Raw genomic sequence first — 17,421 nt, 5'->3', positions numbered from 1 at the left:
TCTGGCAACACGAAGTTTTATGAGCGCTACAGCCACATCCTACGATCCCATCCGCAAGCTGCTGGAAACCGCCACCCAGCAGATCGAAAAGAACGAGCTGCGCGAAGCCGCCGAGACGTTGAACCGTGCGCAGCAGATGTGGCCGAACGACGCACGCGTGTTCATGCTCGCGGGCCTCATGGCCGAGAAGTCGGGCAACATTCCGGCGGCATTCGATGCCCTGCGCCGTTCGGTGGCGCTCGACCCTCTGTGGACGCCCGGCGAACTCCAGCTGGCGCTGCTGTATGCGCGCCGCGGCATGTACGACAAGGCCATCGCCCACGCGCAGAAGCTGACCAAGCGCGAACCCAACAACGCCCTGGTGCTGGCGCACCTCGTGGACTTTGCCCATGACTCCGGCAACATGGAGCTGGCCATCAGCGAACTGCGCCGCGGCCTGACCTATCTTCCCAAGGATGTGCAGATGCGCCGCTGGCTGGCCAACGACCTGCAGGTGACAGGCCAACACGCCGAGGCCTATGACGTCTGGACCAGCCTCATCGAAGAGAATCCCCAGGACCAGATGGCGCTGCTCGGCCGTGTCACCACGCTGATCGAAGGCGGCAAGGCCTCCGCGGCCATCCCCGACACCACCTCGCTGATCGAGATCGACCCGGGCAATTCCATCTACGCCTACTACAGCGCCATCGCGCATGGCGTGACACCCGATCACCAGCCGCCCGAACTCAATCGCCGCATGTTCGACTCCATGGCGGAGACGTACGACCAGCACATGGTGCGTGGCCTGGGCTACCAGTTGCCCAAGATCGTCGCGGAGAAGATCCTGCGCCGCTTCCCCACCAAGTCGATGAATGTGCTCGACCTGGGCTGCGGCTCCGGTCTGCTGGGCGTGTGCCTGGGCCGCATCGACGGGTTCCTGATCGGCGTGGACATCTCGACCAAGATGGTCGAGCAGGCAGGCCGCCATGGCGTGTATGACCGCTTCCACACGGTCAACATGCTGGACGCGCTGCGCGAGACGCCCGCAGAGGTCTACGAGATCATCACGGCGCTCGACGTGTTCATCTACACCGGCGACCTGAAGGCCACCGTTCCCAATGCGCACCGCATCCTGATGCCCGCCGGCGACCTGTACTTCTCGTGCGAGATCGCCCCCGAGAACGGACCCGACCTGGTGTTGCAGCCCAACGGCCGCTACGCCCACAAGCGCAGCCACGTGCTCGCACTGTGCAAGGAAGCCGGTTTCGAGGACGTGCAGATCGAGGATCTCGTGCTGCGCCGTGAGGCCGGCGAACCCGTCAACGGCTTCCTCGTGGTCGCGCACAAGGCGGCCTGATCCACGGCCCGAGAGCTGCGGCCCGCCCCAGAGCCCCACATGACAACAACGGCGCGCGAAGCAAGGCTTCACGCGCCGTTGCCGTTTTTCCGCCCACGTTTCAGAACCGGTGGTTCACCTTTCGCGACAGCCACTCGCCCGAGAACTGCAACAGCGACACCAGGGCCACCAGCACGACGATCACCTCGAACATCACACGCGTTTCGTAGCGCTCGTAGCCGTAGCGGATGGCCAGGTCGCCCAGACCGCCCGCCCCCACGGCCCCGGCCATCGCGGACGCATTGATCATCGCGATCACGGTCACCGTCATGCCGCCGATGATGCCGGGCAGGGCCTCCGGAAGCAGCACATGGCGCACGATGTGCCAGCGGCGGCATCCCATGGCGCGCGCCGCCTCGATCAGGCCGGAATCCACATCGTTGAGGCTGACCTGCGCAATGCGCGCATAGAACGGAATCAGGCTGATCGACAGGGGTACCACGGCCGCCCAGGTTCCCAGCGTGGTGCCCGTCAGTGCACGCGTCACGGGCAGCAGTGCCACGAGCAGAATGATGAACGGCACCGCGCGGAAGATGTTCACCACGATCGACAACCCCTTGTGAAAACGGGGCCTGGCATAGAGCCCGCGCGGCCCCGTCACCGTCAGCACCACGGCGAGCATCAGCCCCACGCCGATCGCGATGACCGAGGAAACGCCCACCATCAGCAGCGTCTCTCCCAGCGCCGCCACATATTTTTCAGTGGTTGCCGACATAGCCGAGGATCTCCAGTTGGTCTGCGCCCGTGGCGATGCGCAGCAGGTCCGCACCCGGCAGCCCCGCAGCCGGCACCGAGACAACGATCTGCCCGAGCGAATGTCCGCGCAGGCGGTCCAGTCCACCGTGCAGCAACTGCGCATCGTCGCCCAGCACCTTGAGCGCCTGCAGCGCAACGCCCTGCTGCTGGCCCTCATAGCGGATGCCGAGCAGGGCCCGCGGCGCCAGCTCCGATGGCGCTTTCTGCAACTGCGCGGCCAGCTCGATCGGGAGTCCCTGCTGCAAAGGCTGCAGCAAGGCGCGCGTCCCCGCCGAGGAAGGCGAGCCGAAGACCTTCCACACATCGCCGATTTCCTGCACCCTGCCCTGGTCCAGCACCATCACCCGGTCACAGATGGCCCGGATCACGGTCATGTCGTGCGTGATCATCACGATCGTCAGACCCAGGCGGCGATGGATGTCGCGCAGCAGGCCCAGGATGGACTGCGTCGTCTCGGGGTCCAGCGCGGACGTGGCCTCATCGCACAGCAGCACCTGCGGAGAATGGACCAAGGCGCGCGCGATGCCCACCCGCTGCTTCTGCCCGCCGGAGAGTTGCGCCGGATACTTGTCCGCCTTGTCCAAAAGCCCCACAAGTGCCAGCAGCTCATTCACACGGTGGTAGATCTGCCCCGGACGGGCTCCCGAGATGCGCAGCGGCAACGCGATGTTCTCGCGCACCGTCTTGGCTGACAGCAGGTTGAAGTGCTGGAAGATCATGCCGATCCGTCGGCGCAGCGCGACCAGGCCGTCCTCATCGAGCTCGGCGGGATTCACATCCTGGACGCGGACGCTGCCCTCGGTCGCCAGTTCGAGGGCATTGATGGTGCGCAGCAGCGTCGACTTGCCCGCGCCGCTGCGCCCGATGATGCCGAAGATCTCGCCGTGCCGGATGTCGAAGCTCACATCCTGCAGCGCATGCACCTGGCCTTCCGCCGAGGCAAATGACTTGCCGACACCCTCGAAGGCGATGTGCGCCGCGAGCCGGACCTGTGGGGGATTGGTGGTCATGGTCGCTCCTTAGAACGCCGGGATGACCGACCCCTGGTAACGGGTCTCTATGAACTTGCGCACCGGCTCGGACTGGTAGGCGGCCACCAGTGCCTTGGCCCAGGGGGCGTCCACGTTTTCGGTGCGCACCGCGATGATGTTGACATAAGGGTTGTGCTCGCGCTTTTCCACCGCGATGCCGTCGCGCGTTGCGATCAGGCCCGCCTGGTACGCAAAGCTGTTGACGATGGCCGCGGCAGCCAGATCATCGAGCGAGCGCGCCAGCACAACGGAGGCGATCTCCACCAGCTCGATCTTCTTGTGGTACTTCGTCACGTCCGACAGCAACGCCGTTCCGGTGAACGGGTCAAAGCCTTCGCGCAGATCGATCAGGCCATGGTCGCGCAGCACGACCAGCGCCCGCGTCTGGTTGCTCGGGTCATTGGGAATGCCCACCCGCGCCCCGGCGGGCAGATCGGAGAGCTTCTTGTACTTCCGCGAATAGAAGGCAATCGGCGAAATGAGCGTGGTGCCCACGGAGGCAATCTTGTATCCGCGCTGCTGGATCTGGTCGCGCAGAAACGGAATGTGCTGGAACGCGTTGGCCTCCAGGTCGCCATTGTTCAGCCCCTCGTTGGGACTGACGGCACCGCTCAGCACCACCGGTTTGACGCTCAGCCCGCGTTCCTTGGCCACCTGCGTGACCACTTCCCATATCTCCTCATCCACGCCGCCGCGCACGCCCACGCGGATGACGGATGGCGACGTCGCCGCCCAGGCAGCGGATGCACCGACGATGCCCGCGCCAGCCGCAGCTCCCCCAAACAACGCTGCGCTCGAGACTCGGAGAAATTCACGCTTTTTCATGATGGCGGCTCACTTTCGATACGGAGGAAAACAGTTTGAAGATGCACCAGTATCGATAGCAGGCCCCTCGCCGAACAACGAAGCTTTTCACGTAAGCACATGCCGTTTTCACCATTCGCCCTGACTTCACTTTCCAAACACCGCTTTCGCAGCGCGCGCCCGCCGTGAACTGTTCACCCCAATGCTGAGATGGCCCCTCAGACGCGACGCAAAGGCGCAGACAGTACAAGCGTACGGCAAGCCTTTGCAACAAAGTATGAGGGTCCATATCAGCACCTCAAAACGAAGACTCTCACCACGAGCACAGCGCACCCATTCGTCACGCGACTCAAAGGACCCGGTATCCCACGAAAAACAAAAAAGAGCCGGTGGATACGCCATCCACCGGCTCGTCGAGGAGACAGACTCCACCTCACAAAGAATCAGGCAGCCCCAGGTGGCTGAGCGCCTGCTGCCGAAGCTGCACAAACTGCGGATCCGCCCTGTGCCGCGGATACGGCAGATCAACGGGAATCTCCGCCACCACGCGCGCCGGACGCGGCGAGAAGACGATCACGCGGTTGGCGAGAAACAGCGCTTCCTCCACGTCATGCGTCACCAGCAGCACCGAGAATCCTGCGCGTTGCCAGAGCTTCAGGATCTCGCCCTGCATCGACAGCCGTGTCAGCGAATCCAGCTTGCCCAATGGCTCGTCCAGGATCAGCAACTGCGGATCGTTGACCAGTGCGCGGGCCAGCGCCGCGCGCTGCGCCATGCCGCCCGACAGCTGGTGCGGATAGCTCTGTGCGAACTCGGTGAGGCCCACGAGCTTCAGCGCCTCGTCGATGCGCGCATGCTGGTCGCGAGGAACCTTGCGCGCCTGCAACCCCAGTGCCACGTTGTCCCGCACCGTGCGCCAGGGAAACAGCGTCGGATCCTGGAACACCACGATGCGCGAGGGATCGGGCTGCGCGATGTCCGAGCCATCCTGGGTGATACGGCCCTGGACGGGCGCCTCCAGTCCCGCGACCAGGCGCAGCAGCGTGGACTTGCCGCAGCCGCTGGGGCCGAGCAGCGCCACGAACTCCCCGGGCTCGACCTGCACGCTCACATCGTCGAGTACCTGCAGCGCTCCCTGCTTCTGCACGAAGCCGTGGCTCACATGCTGCGCATCGATCCGTGCGCCGCGCGCCGTGCGCGGTGCATCATCGGTATCAGGCAAGGCCTGTGCAACGCTCACCATTTCACGGTCCCCTTCTGCCATACCAGTACGCGATCGCGCAACGTGAACAGCAGGGTGATCAACCCCGAACACAGCACCGCCATGACCAGCAGCGCGCCATACATGTTGGCGTAGGCAGCCCAGCCCTGCGCCCACTGCAGGTACCAGCCAAGCCCCGCCTTCACACCCATCATCTCCGCCGTGATGAGCACCGAGAAAGCCGCCCCCAGGCCCATGAACAGGCCCACGAAGACCTGCGGAAGGGCCGCCGGGATGGCCACGCGCAGCACCAGGAACCAGCTGGAGGCGCCGAGCGTGCGTGCGACGTCGTAGTAGCTGCGGTTCACGTTGGCAACGCCCGACCAGGTGAGTACCGCCACGGGAAAGAATGTTGCCAGCGCAATGAGGAACACCGCGGCGCTGTAGCTCGAGGGCGCGAAGAAGAATGCCAGCGGCAGCAGCGCGGACGCCGGCACCGGCCCCAGGAATCGCAGCAGCGGATGCACCCAGTAGCCCGCGATGCGCGACCACCCCACCCATACGCCAGTCACGAAACCAACCAGCGCACCGATCAGGATGCCGTTGACCAGAAGACGCAGCGAATGCGCAATGGACAGGCCCAGCCGCGGGCCGTCGTCGATGTAGACCTCGAACAAACTCTGCGGCGGCGCGAAGAACGGCGACGGCAGGACGCCTGTCTTGGCGGTCAGCACCTGCCAGACGGCAAGCAGCGCGGCACCGGCAATCAGCCAGGGACCCGCAGGCCGCAGCCACTGGAAGAAGGCCCCCAGCCGCCCGCGCGCCACCGAGACCAGCAACAGCAGCACGCCCACCGCCGCGGCGACGGCCGCGAACTCCTGCGTGTAGGCCCAGTCGCTGAACCCCAACTCCTTGTTGGGCCAGAACGCCGTGATGGCGGCCAGGGCAAGCCATGCGACGGAGGCGATCAGCCCCCTGCCCCACGGGCTCCATCGCAAGGCAGGCCGTGCCTGTCCAGCAGCACCTGACGACTCCTGTGCCGCCGAAGCCGCAGCCGATGACGCGATGGTGACGGGAAATGAAGCGGGCAAAGTGGTGGTGTTCATGACAGCACATCCAGGGCAACGTGGTTGGCAAAGCGCACGGGGTCGGTGCTCTTCTTGAGAATGCCAGCGGAGCGGAAATCCGCCGCGAAGTCGCGCACCTCATCGCGCAGGTTGCCGCCCGCGGGATGGTGCTTGTAGGTCAGCTCCGCCAGCAGGCGCTGCAGATCCTGGACTTCGAACTTGGGCGTGTACTTGGCAAAGATGCGCGCGGATTCGTTGGGGTTGTCCGCCACGAAGAGCGAAGCTTCGGCCAGTGCGCGCACCACGCTCGCCACATGCTTGCGCTCCGCACGCGCGAACTTGCCGCTCGCACCCAGCACGCAGCAGATCTTCTCTGCATACTCGCCCGTCGCGCTGTTGCCCAGTTCTGCGAAGACACCCGGATTGCGCTTCTCGATGAGAAACAGGTTCGGGTCGCCGTCGGCGATGGCATGGATCTCGCCCTTCTTCACGGCCACGTCGAGCAGGTCCGCGGGGTAGACGCGCCACTCGATATCCTTTTCGGGATCCAGTCCCTTCTTGGCGAGATGGATGCCGTAGAACTGCTTGGCCGGACTGTTCAGATCCGCCACGCCGATGACCTTGCCCTTGAGCGAGCGTACGTCGCCCGTCACACCGGCAGCCTTCACGCCCACCAGGCGCAGGCATCCACCGTGCACGCTGCCGACGAGCTTCACGTCGAGCCCCGCCTCCAGCGGCTTGACCCAACGATGGATCAGGCCCACGCCGACCTCGGCCTTGCCGGTGGCAAGCGCCTCCAGCAGCTGGTCGGCTGAACCGCCCCAGTTGAGCATCTCCACCTGCAGGCCGTTCTTTTCGAAGAACCCGCGCTCCAGCGCAATCGGAACAGGCACCTGGCAGAAGCTGGCCTGGCTCCATGCCAGCGTGATCTTGCGCGGCTGAGATCGCACCTGCGCCGGCAGCAGCCCCGCCGCGGCCACGCCCCCCGCAACGGCGGCGCTCGCCAACAGCTGGCGCCGACTCAAGCCATCGTGAATGCCCACCGGACCGAATTCATCCATTGCAAACTCCCTGTTCGTTCGTTGATCGATGCAGCGAACGATAGGCAGTCTTCGCAGTCAGGCCAACAAACCATTCCGCGTATCGATATGCACAACGCGACGCATGCCGGAGTGCCTTCGCTGTCCATATATGGATGCTCGAAAACGTTCGTAGCCAACGGCAACGGCCCTGCGCACGATCTCCTCATCGCACCACCGAACCACGGAGAACCCCGATGAGCGACAGCGACACCTCTTCCCATCCGCGCCCCATTGCCGCCTCGGCGTGGCGTGCCGACACCATCGTGCTGCACGCGGGCTACAACGGCCATGACCATCAGCGCAGTGCCGCCGTTCCCATCTACCAGACAACGTCGTTCCTCTTCGAGAACGCGCAGCAGGGAGCAGACCTGTTCGACCTGGAGGAGGAAGGCCACATCTACGCACGCACGGGCAACCCCACGCAGAGCGTCCTCGAGGAGCGCGTCGCGCTGCTTGAAGGCGGTACCGCGGCCCTGGCCGTGGCCTCCGGCATGGCCGCCATCGACATGGCGTTCGCCACGCTCGCCCAGGCGGGCGACCATGTGGTCATTGCCTCACAGCTCTACGGGGGAACGCAGAACCTGATCGCGCATGTGCTGAAGGCACGCGGCATATCGAGCACCCTGCTGCCGCGCGATCAATGGAGCCAGCTGCACCAATCGTTCACCGCACACACCAAGGCGGTGTTCGTGGAGTCGGTGGCCAATCCATCCGGCGACGTGGCGGACCTGGAGCTCATCACCCGCCAGGCGCACGCGCACGGCATCGCCGTCATCGTGGACAACACCAGTGCGACGCCGCTGCTCGTGCGCCCGTTCGATCACGGTGCGGACATCGTGGTGCATTCGGCCACCAAGTACATCGGAGGGCATGGCACCGCGGTGGGCGGGCTGATCGTCGACGGCGGCCGCTTCGACTGGGCAGCCCAGCGCGAACGCTACCCGCAGTTCAGCACGCCCGAGCCTGCTTTCCATCATTTCGTCATCACCGAGAAGTTCCCCGACTTCCCCTTCGCTGCACGGGCGCGCACCATCGCGCTGCGCAACAGCGGCGCGACACTGGCCGCACACACCGCCTTCCTGCTGCTGCAGGGCCTTGAGACGCTGGCCCTGCGGCTGGACCGCGTCAGCAGCAACACCCATGAACTGCTCGATGTGCTGGTGCAGCATCCCGAGGTATCGTCCGTGAGCCATGTGGCGCTCACAAGCCATCCGGATCACGCCAGCGCGCGCCGCTACCTGCGCGGGGGGCATGTCCCCGGGCTGATCTCCTTCGAGCTGCAGGGCGGGCGCGATGCCGCGCGCAGGTTCTACGACGCGCTGCGGCTCTTCCAGCGGCTCGTCAACATCGGGGACAGCAAGTCGCTCGCAGCGATACCGGCGGAGACCACGCACCATCTGCTCAGCGACGAGGAACTGCGGCATGCCGGCATCTCGCCCGGCCTGGTACGGCTTTCCGTGGGCATAGAGCATCCCGAGGATCTGGTTGCCGACCTGCGGCAGGCACTGCAGCACGCTGCCCCGGCCCCGCACCACCCGACCGAACGCACCACCATCATCACACCGGCACTCGCACTGGAGGAACAAGCATGAGCGCAGCCGCATGGGCCCTGCCCACCCACGAAGACATCGAAAGCGCCACCGCGCTGCCGGTGATCGACCTGTCCGAACTGGACGATCCCGCCAGGCACGATGCCTTTCACCAGCGTCTCGCACGCATTGCGCGAGATACGGGCTTCTTCTACCTGGAGGGGCATGGCATCGACACCCGGACGATAGAGGAACTGGAGCGCCTGACGCGCGAGACTTTCACACTCCCGGCCGCAGCCAAGGAACGCATCGCGATCCGCAACACGCCGCATTTTCGCGGCTATACCGGCGTGGGCGGCGAGATCACGCGCCTGCGGCCCGATCAGCGCGAGCAGATCGACTTCGGCGAGGAGCTTCCAGCGGTGCGCAGCATCAACGCAGTGGACGCCGAACATCCGATCTGGTGGGCCCTGCAGGGCCCCAACCAGTGGCCCGCCGAACTGCCGGCGCTGAAGCCCGCCGTGCTCGACTGGCTCGACCAGACACGCTCGGTGGCCGAGCGCCTGCTGCAGGCCTTTCTCGTGGCGCTGGGGCAGTCGGCCCAGGCGCTCGATGCACTGGTCGCCGCGCCGCGCAACCATCGCTTCAAGATCATCCGCTACCCGGGGCAGGCCCAGGGCCAGTCCGATCAGGGCGTGGGGGCGCACAAGGACGGCGGCCTGCTCACCTTGCTGCTGCAGGATGACGTCGGCGGCCTGCAGGTGCTCTCGTCCAAGGGCTGGATCGATGTGCCGCCGCGCAGGAATGCCTTCGTGGTCAACATCGGCGAAATGCTGGAGCTTGCCACCAATGGCTATCTGCGCGCCAACGTGCACCGCGTGATCTCGCCACAGAGCGGCGTGGACCGGTACTCGATCGCCTATTTCTTCTCGCCGAGCCTGCATGCCGAGGAGATCCCGCTGCTGACATTGCCCGAGGCCTTGAACGAGCAGGCACAGGGCCCGGAGAGCGATCCGGAGAACCCGCTGTTCCGCCATATCGGAACGAACGCCCTGAAAGGCCGTATCCGCTCGCACCTGGACGTCGCGGAACGTTTCTACCCGGAACAGTTCAGGCTGTTGCAGGAACAGGCCCGCGCGCACGGCGGGCCGTTGCAGGCATCGGCCTACTGAGGCGACCCGCTACACCGCACGTCCGCACGCCGCATGTCGCCGCGTCACACCCCGAGCAGCCGAGCCAGCAACTCGGGCTCCGCATGCAGTTGGGCCGACGGTGTCGATACCACCAGCCGGCCCTTTTCCATCACCACGGCGTGGTCGGTGTGCGCCAGCACCTTGCGGTAGTCGCGATCAACGATGAGCGTGGAGATGCCGGTGCTGCGGATGGCGGCGATCACACGCCAGATCTCCGCGACCACCAGCGGCGCGAGGCCCTCCGTGGCCTCGTCCAGGATCATCAGGCGCGGATTGGTCATCAGCGCGCGGCCGATCGACACCATCTGCTGCTCGCCTCCCGAGAGCTGGCCACCGCCGTTGTTCCAGCGCTCCTTCAGGCGCGGAAACGTCTCAAGCACGCGCTCGTAGGTCCAGTGGCGTTCGCCCTCCAGCCCCGCTCGTGCGCTCATCAGCAGGTTTTCCTTCACGGTGAGGTTCGGGAACACACCGCGCCCTTCGGGTACGTAGCCGATCCCCAGGCGCGCCATCCTTTCGGGTGCAAAGGCCGTCACGTCGCGCCCATCGCACCAGATGCGCCCCTCGCGCGGCCGCACATAGCCCATGAGCGTACGGATCAGCGTGGTCTTGCCCATGCCGTTGCGCCCCAGCAGGCCGACCGCACTGCCCTTCCCGATGTCGAGGCTCACGCCATGCAGGATGTGGCTGTCGCCATAATAGGTATGCACGTCCTCCACGCGGAACATGCCGGGCACCGCCGGTGCCTGCACAGCGGTCGGGCGCTGTTGCGCGAGCGCTTCATCCATGCATCTGCTCCTCTCCGAGATACGCCGTGCGCACGACCGGATCGACACGGATGGCGTCCGGCGTGCCGCTGGCGACGACGCTTCCGTTCACCATCACGGTGATGCGGTCGGCAATGCGGAACACCGCGTCCATGTCATGCTCGACCAGCAGCACCGCGTGTCCGGCTTTGAGTTCCTGCAGCAGGCCCAGCATGCGCTCCGTTTCCTCCGCGCCCATGCCGGCCAGCGGCTCGTCGAGCAGCAACACCTGCGGCCGCGTGGCCAGGCACATGGCCACTTCGAGCTGCCGCTTGGCACCATGACTCAGGCTGCCTGCCTGCACATGCTGATGCGCCAGCAACCCCGCGCGCTCGAGTGCAACACGGGCGCGCTCGTTGCTCAGGCGGCAGCGGCCTGCCGACTCCCAGATGCGCCATGGCCTAGGGTGAGCCTGCGCCTGCGCCGCAAGGCGGCAATTCTCGAGTACGGAAAATTCGGGAAAGATCGTCGTGCGCTGGTAGCTGCGCCCGATACCGGCCCTCGCGCGCTGCGGCTGCGGCATGCGCGTCACCTCCCGGCCGTCGAGCCGGATGTCACCGCTGCTGGCCGCCATCTCGCCGGACAGCATGTTGATAAGCGTGGACTTGCCCGCGCCGTTCGTGCCGATCACCGCATGCACCTCGCCCACATGCAGGTCGAGATCGACACCGTTCACGGCGATCAGCCCGCCGAACATGCGCGTGAGGCCGCGCACCGAGAGCTTCGGCGCCACCAGGGGCGCTGCCGATGCCGTGGAAACCGCAGCCGCCGTGTCAGCCATGATGCGCACCTCCCTTTGCGGCAGCGTCGCTGCCCGCCGCGCGCCGTGCCCGAAGCTGTGCGCCGATGCCCATCACGCCCTTCGGCAGCAGGGCCACGAGCACGATGATGGACAGGCCGAGCGTGAGCTGCCAGTGATCGGCCAGCGGGCCCACGATCGCATGCGTTCCGAGCAGTTCCTTGAGCAGCACGAACGTCACCGTGCCGATCACGGCGCCGCGCAGCGAACCGATGCCACCCAGGATCACCATCAGCAGCACTTCACCCGAGTGATGCCAGGCCAGCAGTTCCGGGTTGACCACGCCGTCGCGGGCGGCCAGCAGGAACCCCGCGACGCCCGCGAGCACGCCCGCAATCACGAATGCCGCCAGCTTGTACCAGTAGGTTGAGAATCCCGCCGCTCGCATGCGCTGCTCGTTCACGCGGATGCCCGCAAGCGCCGCACCGAAACGGGAGCGTGCGATCAGCGCGAGCAGTGCGTACACGACCACGAGCGCGGCCAGCACCACGTAGTACTGCGTGCGGCCGCTTTCCATGTCGATGACGCCGAGGGCCGGCCGCACCATCAGATAGATGCCGTCGCTGCCGCCACCGACCGAGGTATCGTGGAAGACAAAGTAGCCCAGCTGCGCGAACGCCAGCGTCACCATGATGAAGTAGACGCCCCTGGTACGCAGGCTGAACGCGCCGATGAACAGCGCGCACAGCCCGCTCGCTGCAATGGCTGCCAGCAGCAGCACCAGCAGGTTGCCGCCCTCCTGCGGCGAGGCCAGAACAGTGGCATACGCACCGATACCGAAGAACGCGGCATGCCCCAGGCTCACCAGGCCCGTTCCGCCCACCAGCAGCTGCAGGCTGAGCGCGAAGATCGACAGGATCATGATCTTCACGACCAGATCCGAGAGGTAGGACGACCAGACCGGTGCCAGCAGTGCCAGCACCATCGCGCAGGCCAGCGGAAGAATCAGCGCCCGCGCATCGGGCGCGGCCATGCCCTTCGAGGTGACCAGCGGCGCCTCGGCATAGTCCTGCGCGTCCGCCAGGACGGCGGAACGGGAATCAGCGGCGGTCATATGCGTCAGCTCCTCTTTCCCATGAGGCCTTCGGGCCGCCACACCAAGATGACGGCCATCAGCAGATAGATGCTCATGCCACTGAGTTCCTGAAAAAACACCTTGCCGAAGGTATCGACAAACCCCACCAGCAGCGATGCCACCAGCGCGCCGGTGATCGAACCGATGCCGCCGATCACCACCACCACGAAGCAGATGATGAGCACGCCGGACCCCATGTTGGGGTAGACCGACGCCATCGGCGCGGCGATCATGCCGGCCAGCGCCGCCAGCGCCACGCCCATCGCGAACACGATGCGGTACAGCCGCTTGATGTTGATGCCCAGGCCGCGCACCATGTCACGGTTGCTTGCACCCGCACGCACCATCATTCCCAGGCGCGTGCGATTGACCATCCAGTACATCGCGAAGGCCACGACGAGGCAGGCGACCGCAGCGAAGACCCGGTACCAGGGGTAGCTCATCATGCCCGCCAGGGAAAAGCTGCCCGACAGCCACTCCGGTGGCTGCACGCCGTGCACATCGTTGCCGACGAGGATGGCGCGCAGTTCCTCGAACACCAGGATCAGGCCGAACGTCATCAGCACCTGCTGCAGATGGTCCCGCTCATAGAGAAAGCTGAAGAAGGCCCACTCCAGCAGGTAGCCCAGCACCACGGCGAGGATCACGCCCACCACCAGCATGGTGATGAAGTGCTGGCCCAGATAGGGCGCGAGGGCGAACGCCATGTATGCGCCGATCATGTAGAAGCTGCCATGCGCGAGATTGATCACACCCATGATGCCGAAGATCAGCGTCAGTCCGGATGACAGCAGGAACAGCAACAGCCCGTACTGGACGGAGTTCAGGCACTGCACCAGAAAAGTCGCAAGATCCACGGTAGCCTCGTCATTCAATTTTTCACGGAGGAGAAGTCATTTCCGCGCGCCACCCCACAAACGCTGCGCCCCAGGCCAGGCACGAAGCGCCTCAGGGAAGGTCAGGTCCGGACGCGACCTATCAAACTGGCGCTGCCCAGGCCAGGGCAGCCGAGCAAGGGCCGCCCCGCAGCGAGGGCTGCGTCCCCCCTCCCGAATGGCACAGCCATTCCAGAGAGGGGGGAAGGCGCGCAGCGCCTCAGGGGGTGTTCCCTCACAACTTACAACCACGCGCCGGATCGGCCAGGCCCTTCACGGCCACGCCGAGCTTCCTGTTCTCCTTGCCCTCGACCTTGCGCAGATAGATGTCCTGCACCGGGTTGTGTGCCTTGCTCAGCGTGAAGTCGCCACGCGGGCTGGCGATGGTGGCCTTCTCGACGGCCGCTCGGAACACGTCCTTCTTGCCGATGTCGCCGCCCGCCGCCTTCAGGCCCACGGCCAGCATCTGGGCCGCATCGTAGCCCTGCACGGCATAGACGTCGGGCATCAGCTTGTAGGCCTTGGCATAGTTGGTGCGGAAGGCCTTGTCACGCTCCGTTCCCAGTTCGTCCGCGTAGTGCAGCGTGGTGAGCATGCCCTGTGCAGCCTCGCCCTGCGCATCGAGCGTACCGTCGGTCAGGAAACCCGGGCCATACAGCGGAATGGTCTTGGACAGGCCGGCGGCATGATAGTCCTTGACGAACTTCACCGCACCCGCGCCCGCGAAGAAGGCGAAGACGGCATCGGGCTTGGCCGCTGCGATCTCGGTCAGCAGCGCCTGGAACTCCACGTTTGGAAACGGCACCGTGAGCTGCTTGGCCACCTTGCCGCCATTCTTCTCGAACCCTTCCTTGAATCCGTTGACGGCCTCCTCGCCGGCCGCGTATTTCCAGGTGATGGTCATCGCATTCTTCTTGCCCTCCTGCTTGGCCGCGACCACGCCCATGGGGTAGGCGGTCTGCCAGTTGCTGAAGGAGGAGCGAAAGATCGTCGGCCCGCACATGGGCCCGGTCACCGCGTCGGCGCCCGCATTGGGCACGATGAGGATGGTGTTGCTTTCCTTGGCGGCCCGCGCCATGGCCATGGCCACGCCGGAATGCACCGTGCCCACCAGCACGTCGACCTTGTCACGCTTGATGAGCCGGTTCACGTTGTCGGTCGCCTTGGCGGGATCGGACTCGTCATCCACCTTGAAGTACTCGATCTCGCGCCCGCCGAGCTTGCCGCCCTGCTCGCCCACATACATGCGAAAGCCGTTCTCGATGGCCACGCCGAGTGCCGCATAGGTCCCGCTCGCGGGCAGCATGAAGCCCACCTTGATCTTGTCCGCGGCCTGTGCGAAGGCCGCGCCCGGCAGGCATGCAAGGCTTGCCAGTGCGGTCATGGCGAGTGCGCCGTTCCATTTGATGTTCCAGTGTGCGTTGCTCATGGTTGTCTCCTGTTTTTCTGCATGAAATTGCGTACGGCGATGATGACCTGTGTTGCCTGATCACGATGTGGGGAATGTCCGCATTCCGATAGCTCCAGCAGCGCCACGTCCCGCCCGTGGCGCGCGATGCGCCGGATCTGTTCGAGCGAGCCATATTCATCGTTCACTCCCTGGATGGCAAGGGTGGGAACGCTGAGTTGCGAGGCCTCGTGCTCGATATTCCATTGGCGGAAGCCGGGGTCGAGCCAGATGCCCGACCAGCCGCCGAACGCCGAATCCACATCGGCGTGGTAGCGCGAGAGCCGCTCGCGCAGGCCGGTTGTCGCATAGGCCTGCGCCGCCTTGGCTATGCTCTCGATGGAGATGTCCTCCACCATCACATGTGGCGCGAGCAATACAGCCCCCGCCACCGATGCGGGAAATCGCGCCGCATGCAGCAGTGCGATGCTGCCGCCGTCGCTGTGGCCCAGCAGCCAGATCGGCGCCTCCAGGTTCAGGGCCCGGCGCAGCTCGGGCAACACCTCATGGGCTTGCCGGTGCATGAAGTCGGGCTGCCAGCGCTCATCGGCCTCGCGCGGCGTGGACCAGCCATAGGCCGGCCGCGAATACACCAGGGCGCGCAGGCCCGTTGCGTCGCAGACCTGCTGCGGAAAATCCTTCCACATGGCGATCGAGCCCAGCCCCTCGTGCAGGAAGACGATCACCGGCCCGGAGCCATCGCCGCCGGCAGGCGCCAGCCATTGGTACTCGACCTCCACGCTGCGCCCGCGCCAGGGCAGGCGCACGACGTAGCGGCCTTCGCCCGGTTCGGGCGCCACCCGTTCCGCCGCGCGGTGTTCCATCCGCGCGCTCATGGCGCCCCCTCGCGCAGCCGGAAACGCTGGATCTTGCCGGTCGCCGTCTTGGGAAGCTCGTCCACGAACTCCACGAAGCGCGGGTACTTGTAGGGTGCCAGCCGCTCCTTCACGAAGGCCTTGAGCTCCTGCTCACTCACCGCCATGCCCGGCTTACAGACCACGAAGGATTTGGGCTTGAACAGGCCATCCTGGTCCATTTTCCCGACCACGGCCGCCTCCAGCACCGACGGGTGCTGCATCAGCGTGGCCTCCACCTCGAAAGGCGAGACGTAGATGCCGCTGACCTTGAGCATGTCGTCGCTGCGGCCCGCATAGGTGTAATAGCCGTCGGTATCGCGGCTGTACTTGTCGCCGCTCTTGAGCCATTCGCCGCGAAAGGTGTCGCGCGATTTGCTCCGGTTGTTCCAGTACATCAGCGCGGTGCTCGGGCCCTTGATGAAGAGGTCGCCGATCTCCCCGTCCGCGACCGGCCTGCCATCCTCGCCACGCAGCTCGACTTCGTAGCCCGGCACCGGCCTGCCCGTGGTGCCGTAGCGGATGTCGTCCGGGCGGTTGGACAGGAAGATGTGCAGCATCTCGGTCGAGCCCAGGCCATCGACGATGTCCGCGTCGAAATGTGCCTTGAAGCGCTGCGCGAGCTCGGCGGGCAGCGCCTCGCCCGCCGACGAGCACATGCGCAGGCGGACCTTCTCGCGCGCGGGCAGCGCGGGGTGCGCGAGCATGCCCGCAAAGCCCGTGGGCGCACCGAAGAACACGGTGGGCTGGTGCTGGATCCAGCGCGCGAATGTGGCCTCGGGCGTCGGCCGCTCGGCCATCAGCACCACGGTCGCTCCCACGCTGAGGGGAAAGGTCACCGCATTGCCCAGGCCGTATGCAAAGAACAGCTTGGCCGCCGAAAAGCACACGTCGCTCTCGCGCAGGCCGAGAACGGCCTTGCCGTAGAGCTCGGCCGTCCAGTAGGGATTGGCCTGCGTGTGCACCGTGCCCTTGGGCTTGCCGGTGGAGCCCGATGAATACAGCCAGAACCCCGGATCGTCGCCCATGGTGCGTGCGGGCCGCGCGAGCGGCGCGTGCCCGGCCAGCCAGTCGTTCCATGCCACGCTGCCAGTCGGCAGCGTCTCGTCTGCCTCGGGATGCGCGACCCAGATCTGCCGCACTTCGTGATCGGAGCGCTTCATGGCCTGCTGCAGCACGGGCAGCATCGCTCCGTTGGTGAAGATCGCCTGCGCGCGGCTGTTCTCCAGCATGTAGGCATAGTCGTCCGCCGTAAGCAGCGTATTGACCGCCACCGGTACCACGCCGGCATACATGGAGCCCAGGAACGCGACCACCCACTCCCGCATGTCCTGCATGGCCAGCAGCACGCGCTCCTCGCGGTGGATGCCGCTGGCCACGAGCGCACCGGCCAGGCAGCGCGCCTGCTCCTCGAGCTGTCCATAGGAAAGCGAGCCTCGGTCGTCGATGTAGGCGATCTTGTCGGCCCGCGCCCGGTTGGCGGCGAACAGATGCTCGGCAAAGTTGAATGGCTTGTCGAAATCGATCACA

General features: G+C 65.7%; 16 protein-coding genes. 3 read left to right on the top strand and 13 right to left on the bottom strand.

Translation table 11 applies throughout. The annotated features are described in order from the left end of the window. Nucleotides 1-19 precede the first annotated feature (19 nt). Nucleotides 20-1,336 carry a tetratricopeptide repeat protein gene (locus H9K76_RS04235; RefSeq protein ID WP_187598326.1) on the top strand — a complete coding sequence of 439 codons (1,317 nt, stop codon included), beginning with the start codon at nucleotides 20-22 and terminating at the stop codon, nucleotides 1,334-1,336. A gap of 100 nt (nucleotides 1,337-1,436) precedes the next feature. Here H9K76_RS04235 and H9K76_RS04230 read toward each other — a convergent pair whose 3' ends face one another. From H9K76_RS04230 to H9K76_RS04205, 6 genes are all read right to left on the bottom strand, one after another. Beyond that, complete coding sequence (locus H9K76_RS04230; protein WP_187598325.1) at nucleotides 1,437-2,090, bottom strand: methionine ABC transporter permease; 654 nt, start codon at nucleotides 2,088-2,090, stop codon at nucleotides 1,437-1,439. Next, nucleotides 2,074-3,141: a methionine ABC transporter ATP-binding protein gene (locus tag H9K76_RS04225; RefSeq protein WP_187598324.1), complete on the bottom strand. Its 1,068-nt coding sequence runs from the start codon at nucleotides 3,139-3,141 to the stop codon at nucleotides 2,074-2,076. Before H9K76_RS04225 ends, H9K76_RS04230 begins: the two co-directional genes overlap by 17 nt. 9 nt (nucleotides 3,142-3,150) lie before the next feature. Further along, the gene (locus tag H9K76_RS04220) at nucleotides 3,151-3,987 is read right to left on the bottom strand and encodes a MetQ/NlpA family ABC transporter substrate-binding protein (protein WP_187598323.1); all 837 of its coding nucleotides are present in this window, start codon (nucleotides 3,985-3,987) and stop codon (nucleotides 3,151-3,153) included. A gap of 412 nt (nucleotides 3,988-4,399) precedes the next feature. Then, nucleotides 4,400-5,209, bottom strand: coding sequence for an ABC transporter ATP-binding protein (locus H9K76_RS04215; RefSeq protein WP_187598322.1), 810 nt, complete (start codon nucleotides 5,207-5,209; stop codon nucleotides 4,400-4,402). Then, on the bottom strand, nucleotides 5,203-6,273 hold the full coding sequence (locus tag H9K76_RS04210) for an ABC transporter permease (RefSeq protein WP_187598321.1): 1,071 nt from the start codon (nucleotides 6,271-6,273) through the stop codon (nucleotides 5,203-5,205). The genes H9K76_RS04215 and H9K76_RS04210 overlap by 7 nt, the downstream gene beginning before the upstream one ends. Continuing rightward, the gene (locus tag H9K76_RS04205; protein WP_187598320.1) at nucleotides 6,270-7,295 is read right to left on the bottom strand and encodes an ABC transporter substrate-binding protein; all 1,026 of its coding nucleotides are present in this window, start codon (nucleotides 7,293-7,295) and stop codon (nucleotides 6,270-6,272) included. The genes H9K76_RS04210 and H9K76_RS04205 overlap by 4 nt, the downstream gene beginning before the upstream one ends. A gap of 215 nt (nucleotides 7,296-7,510) precedes the next feature. On the opposite strand from H9K76_RS04205, the gene H9K76_RS04200 reads away from it, so the two are divergent. Continuing rightward, nucleotides 7,511-8,908, top strand: coding sequence for an O-acetylhomoserine aminocarboxypropyltransferase/cysteine synthase family protein (locus H9K76_RS04200; RefSeq protein WP_187598319.1), 1,398 nt, complete (start codon nucleotides 7,511-7,513; stop codon nucleotides 8,906-8,908). Continuing rightward, a complete protein-coding gene (locus H9K76_RS04195) occupies nucleotides 8,905-10,017 on the top strand; it encodes an isopenicillin N synthase family dioxygenase (RefSeq protein ID WP_187598318.1) in 1,113 nt (370 codons plus the stop codon). Before H9K76_RS04200 ends, H9K76_RS04195 begins: the two co-directional genes overlap by 4 nt. A 44-nt stretch (nucleotides 10,018-10,061) precedes the next feature. On the opposite strand, the gene H9K76_RS04190 is transcribed toward H9K76_RS04195, so the two are convergent. The 7 genes from H9K76_RS04190 to H9K76_RS04160 form a co-directional block, all read right to left on the bottom strand. Continuing rightward, entirely contained in the window at nucleotides 10,062-10,763 is a 702-nt protein-coding gene (locus tag H9K76_RS04190) for an ABC transporter ATP-binding protein (RefSeq protein ID WP_187600450.1), read from the bottom strand. A 52-nt stretch (nucleotides 10,764-10,815) separates the two neighbouring features. Continuing rightward, nucleotides 10,816-11,622 carry an ABC transporter ATP-binding protein gene (locus H9K76_RS04185; protein ID WP_187598317.1) on the bottom strand — a complete coding sequence of 269 codons (807 nt, stop codon included), beginning with the start codon at nucleotides 11,620-11,622 and terminating at the stop codon, nucleotides 10,816-10,818. Then, on the bottom strand, nucleotides 11,615-12,694 hold the full coding sequence (locus H9K76_RS04180) for a branched-chain amino acid ABC transporter permease (protein ID WP_187598316.1): 1,080 nt from the start codon (nucleotides 12,692-12,694) through the stop codon (nucleotides 11,615-11,617). Before H9K76_RS04180 ends, H9K76_RS04185 begins: the two co-directional genes overlap by 8 nt. Before the next feature lie 5 nt (nucleotides 12,695-12,699). Continuing rightward, nucleotides 12,700-13,572, bottom strand: a complete 873-nt coding sequence (locus tag H9K76_RS04175) for a branched-chain amino acid ABC transporter permease (protein WP_187598315.1) — start codon at nucleotides 13,570-13,572, stop codon at nucleotides 12,700-12,702. 253 nt (nucleotides 13,573-13,825) lie between these two features. After that, complete coding sequence (locus H9K76_RS04170; protein WP_425489718.1) at nucleotides 13,826-14,974, bottom strand: ABC transporter substrate-binding protein; 1,149 nt, start codon at nucleotides 14,972-14,974, stop codon at nucleotides 13,826-13,828. Between the two features lie 41 nt (nucleotides 14,975-15,015). Next, a complete protein-coding gene (locus H9K76_RS04165) occupies nucleotides 15,016-15,873 on the bottom strand; it encodes an alpha/beta fold hydrolase (protein ID WP_246475300.1) in 858 nt (285 codons plus the stop codon). Next, nucleotides 15,870-17,420 carry a benzoate-CoA ligase family protein gene (locus H9K76_RS04160; protein WP_187600448.1) on the bottom strand — a complete coding sequence of 517 codons (1,551 nt, stop codon included), beginning with the start codon at nucleotides 17,418-17,420 and terminating at the stop codon, nucleotides 15,870-15,872. Before H9K76_RS04160 ends, H9K76_RS04165 begins: the two co-directional genes overlap by 4 nt. Nucleotide 17,421 lies beyond the last annotated feature (1 nt).

The sequence above is a fragment of the Diaphorobacter ruginosibacter genome (genome assembly GCF_014395975.1).
GTDB lineage: Bacteria > Pseudomonadota > Gammaproteobacteria > Burkholderiales > Burkholderiaceae_C > Diaphorobacter_A > Diaphorobacter_A ruginosibacter.
Note: the sequence above shows the minus strand (reverse complement) of the source record. Positions and strands in the feature narration are given on the sequence as shown.

Excerpts from the sequence above, each read along its gene's own strand:
- H9K76_RS04235 (WP_187598326.1), top strand. The coding sequence starts at position 20 with ATGAGCGCTACAGCCACATCCTACGATCCCATCCGCAAGCTGCTGGAA.
- H9K76_RS04230 (WP_187598325.1), bottom strand. The coding sequence starts at position 2,090 with ATGTCGGCAACCACTGAAAAATATGTGGCGGCGCTGGGAGAGACGCTG.
- H9K76_RS04225 (WP_187598324.1), bottom strand. The coding sequence starts at position 3,141 with ATGACCACCAATCCCCCACAGGTCCGGCTCGCGGCGCACATCGCCTTC.
- H9K76_RS04220 (WP_187598323.1), bottom strand. The coding sequence starts at position 3,987 with ATGAAAAAGCGTGAATTTCTCCGAGTCTCGAGCGCAGCGTTGTTTGGG.
- H9K76_RS04215 (WP_187598322.1), bottom strand. The coding sequence starts at position 5,209 with ATGGTGAGCGTTGCACAGGCCTTGCCTGATACCGATGATGCACCGCGC.
- H9K76_RS04210 (WP_187598321.1), bottom strand. The coding sequence starts at position 6,273 with ATGAACACCACCACTTTGCCCGCTTCATTTCCCGTCACCATCGCGTCA.
- H9K76_RS04205 (WP_187598320.1), bottom strand. The coding sequence starts at position 7,295 with ATGGATGAATTCGGTCCGGTGGGCATTCACGATGGCTTGAGTCGGCGC.
- H9K76_RS04200 (WP_187598319.1), top strand. The coding sequence starts at position 7,511 with ATGAGCGACAGCGACACCTCTTCCCATCCGCGCCCCATTGCCGCCTCG.
- H9K76_RS04195 (WP_187598318.1), top strand. The coding sequence starts at position 8,905 with ATGAGCGCAGCCGCATGGGCCCTGCCCACCCACGAAGACATCGAAAGC.
- H9K76_RS04190 (WP_187600450.1), bottom strand. The coding sequence starts at position 10,763 with ATGTTCCGCGTGGAGGACGTGCATACCTATTATGGCGACAGCCACATC.
- H9K76_RS04185 (WP_187598317.1), bottom strand. The coding sequence starts at position 11,622 with ATGGCTGACACGGCGGCTGCGGTTTCCACGGCATCGGCAGCGCCCCTG.
- H9K76_RS04180 (WP_187598316.1), bottom strand. The coding sequence starts at position 12,694 with ATGACCGCCGCTGATTCCCGTTCCGCCGTCCTGGCGGACGCGCAGGAC.
- H9K76_RS04170 (WP_425489718.1), bottom strand. The coding sequence starts at position 14,974 with ATGACCGCACTGGCAAGCCTTGCATGCCTGCCGGGCGCGGCCTTCGCA.
- H9K76_RS04165 (WP_246475300.1), bottom strand. The coding sequence starts at position 15,873 with ATGAGCGCGCGGATGGAACACCGCGCGGCGGAACGGGTGGCGCCCGAA.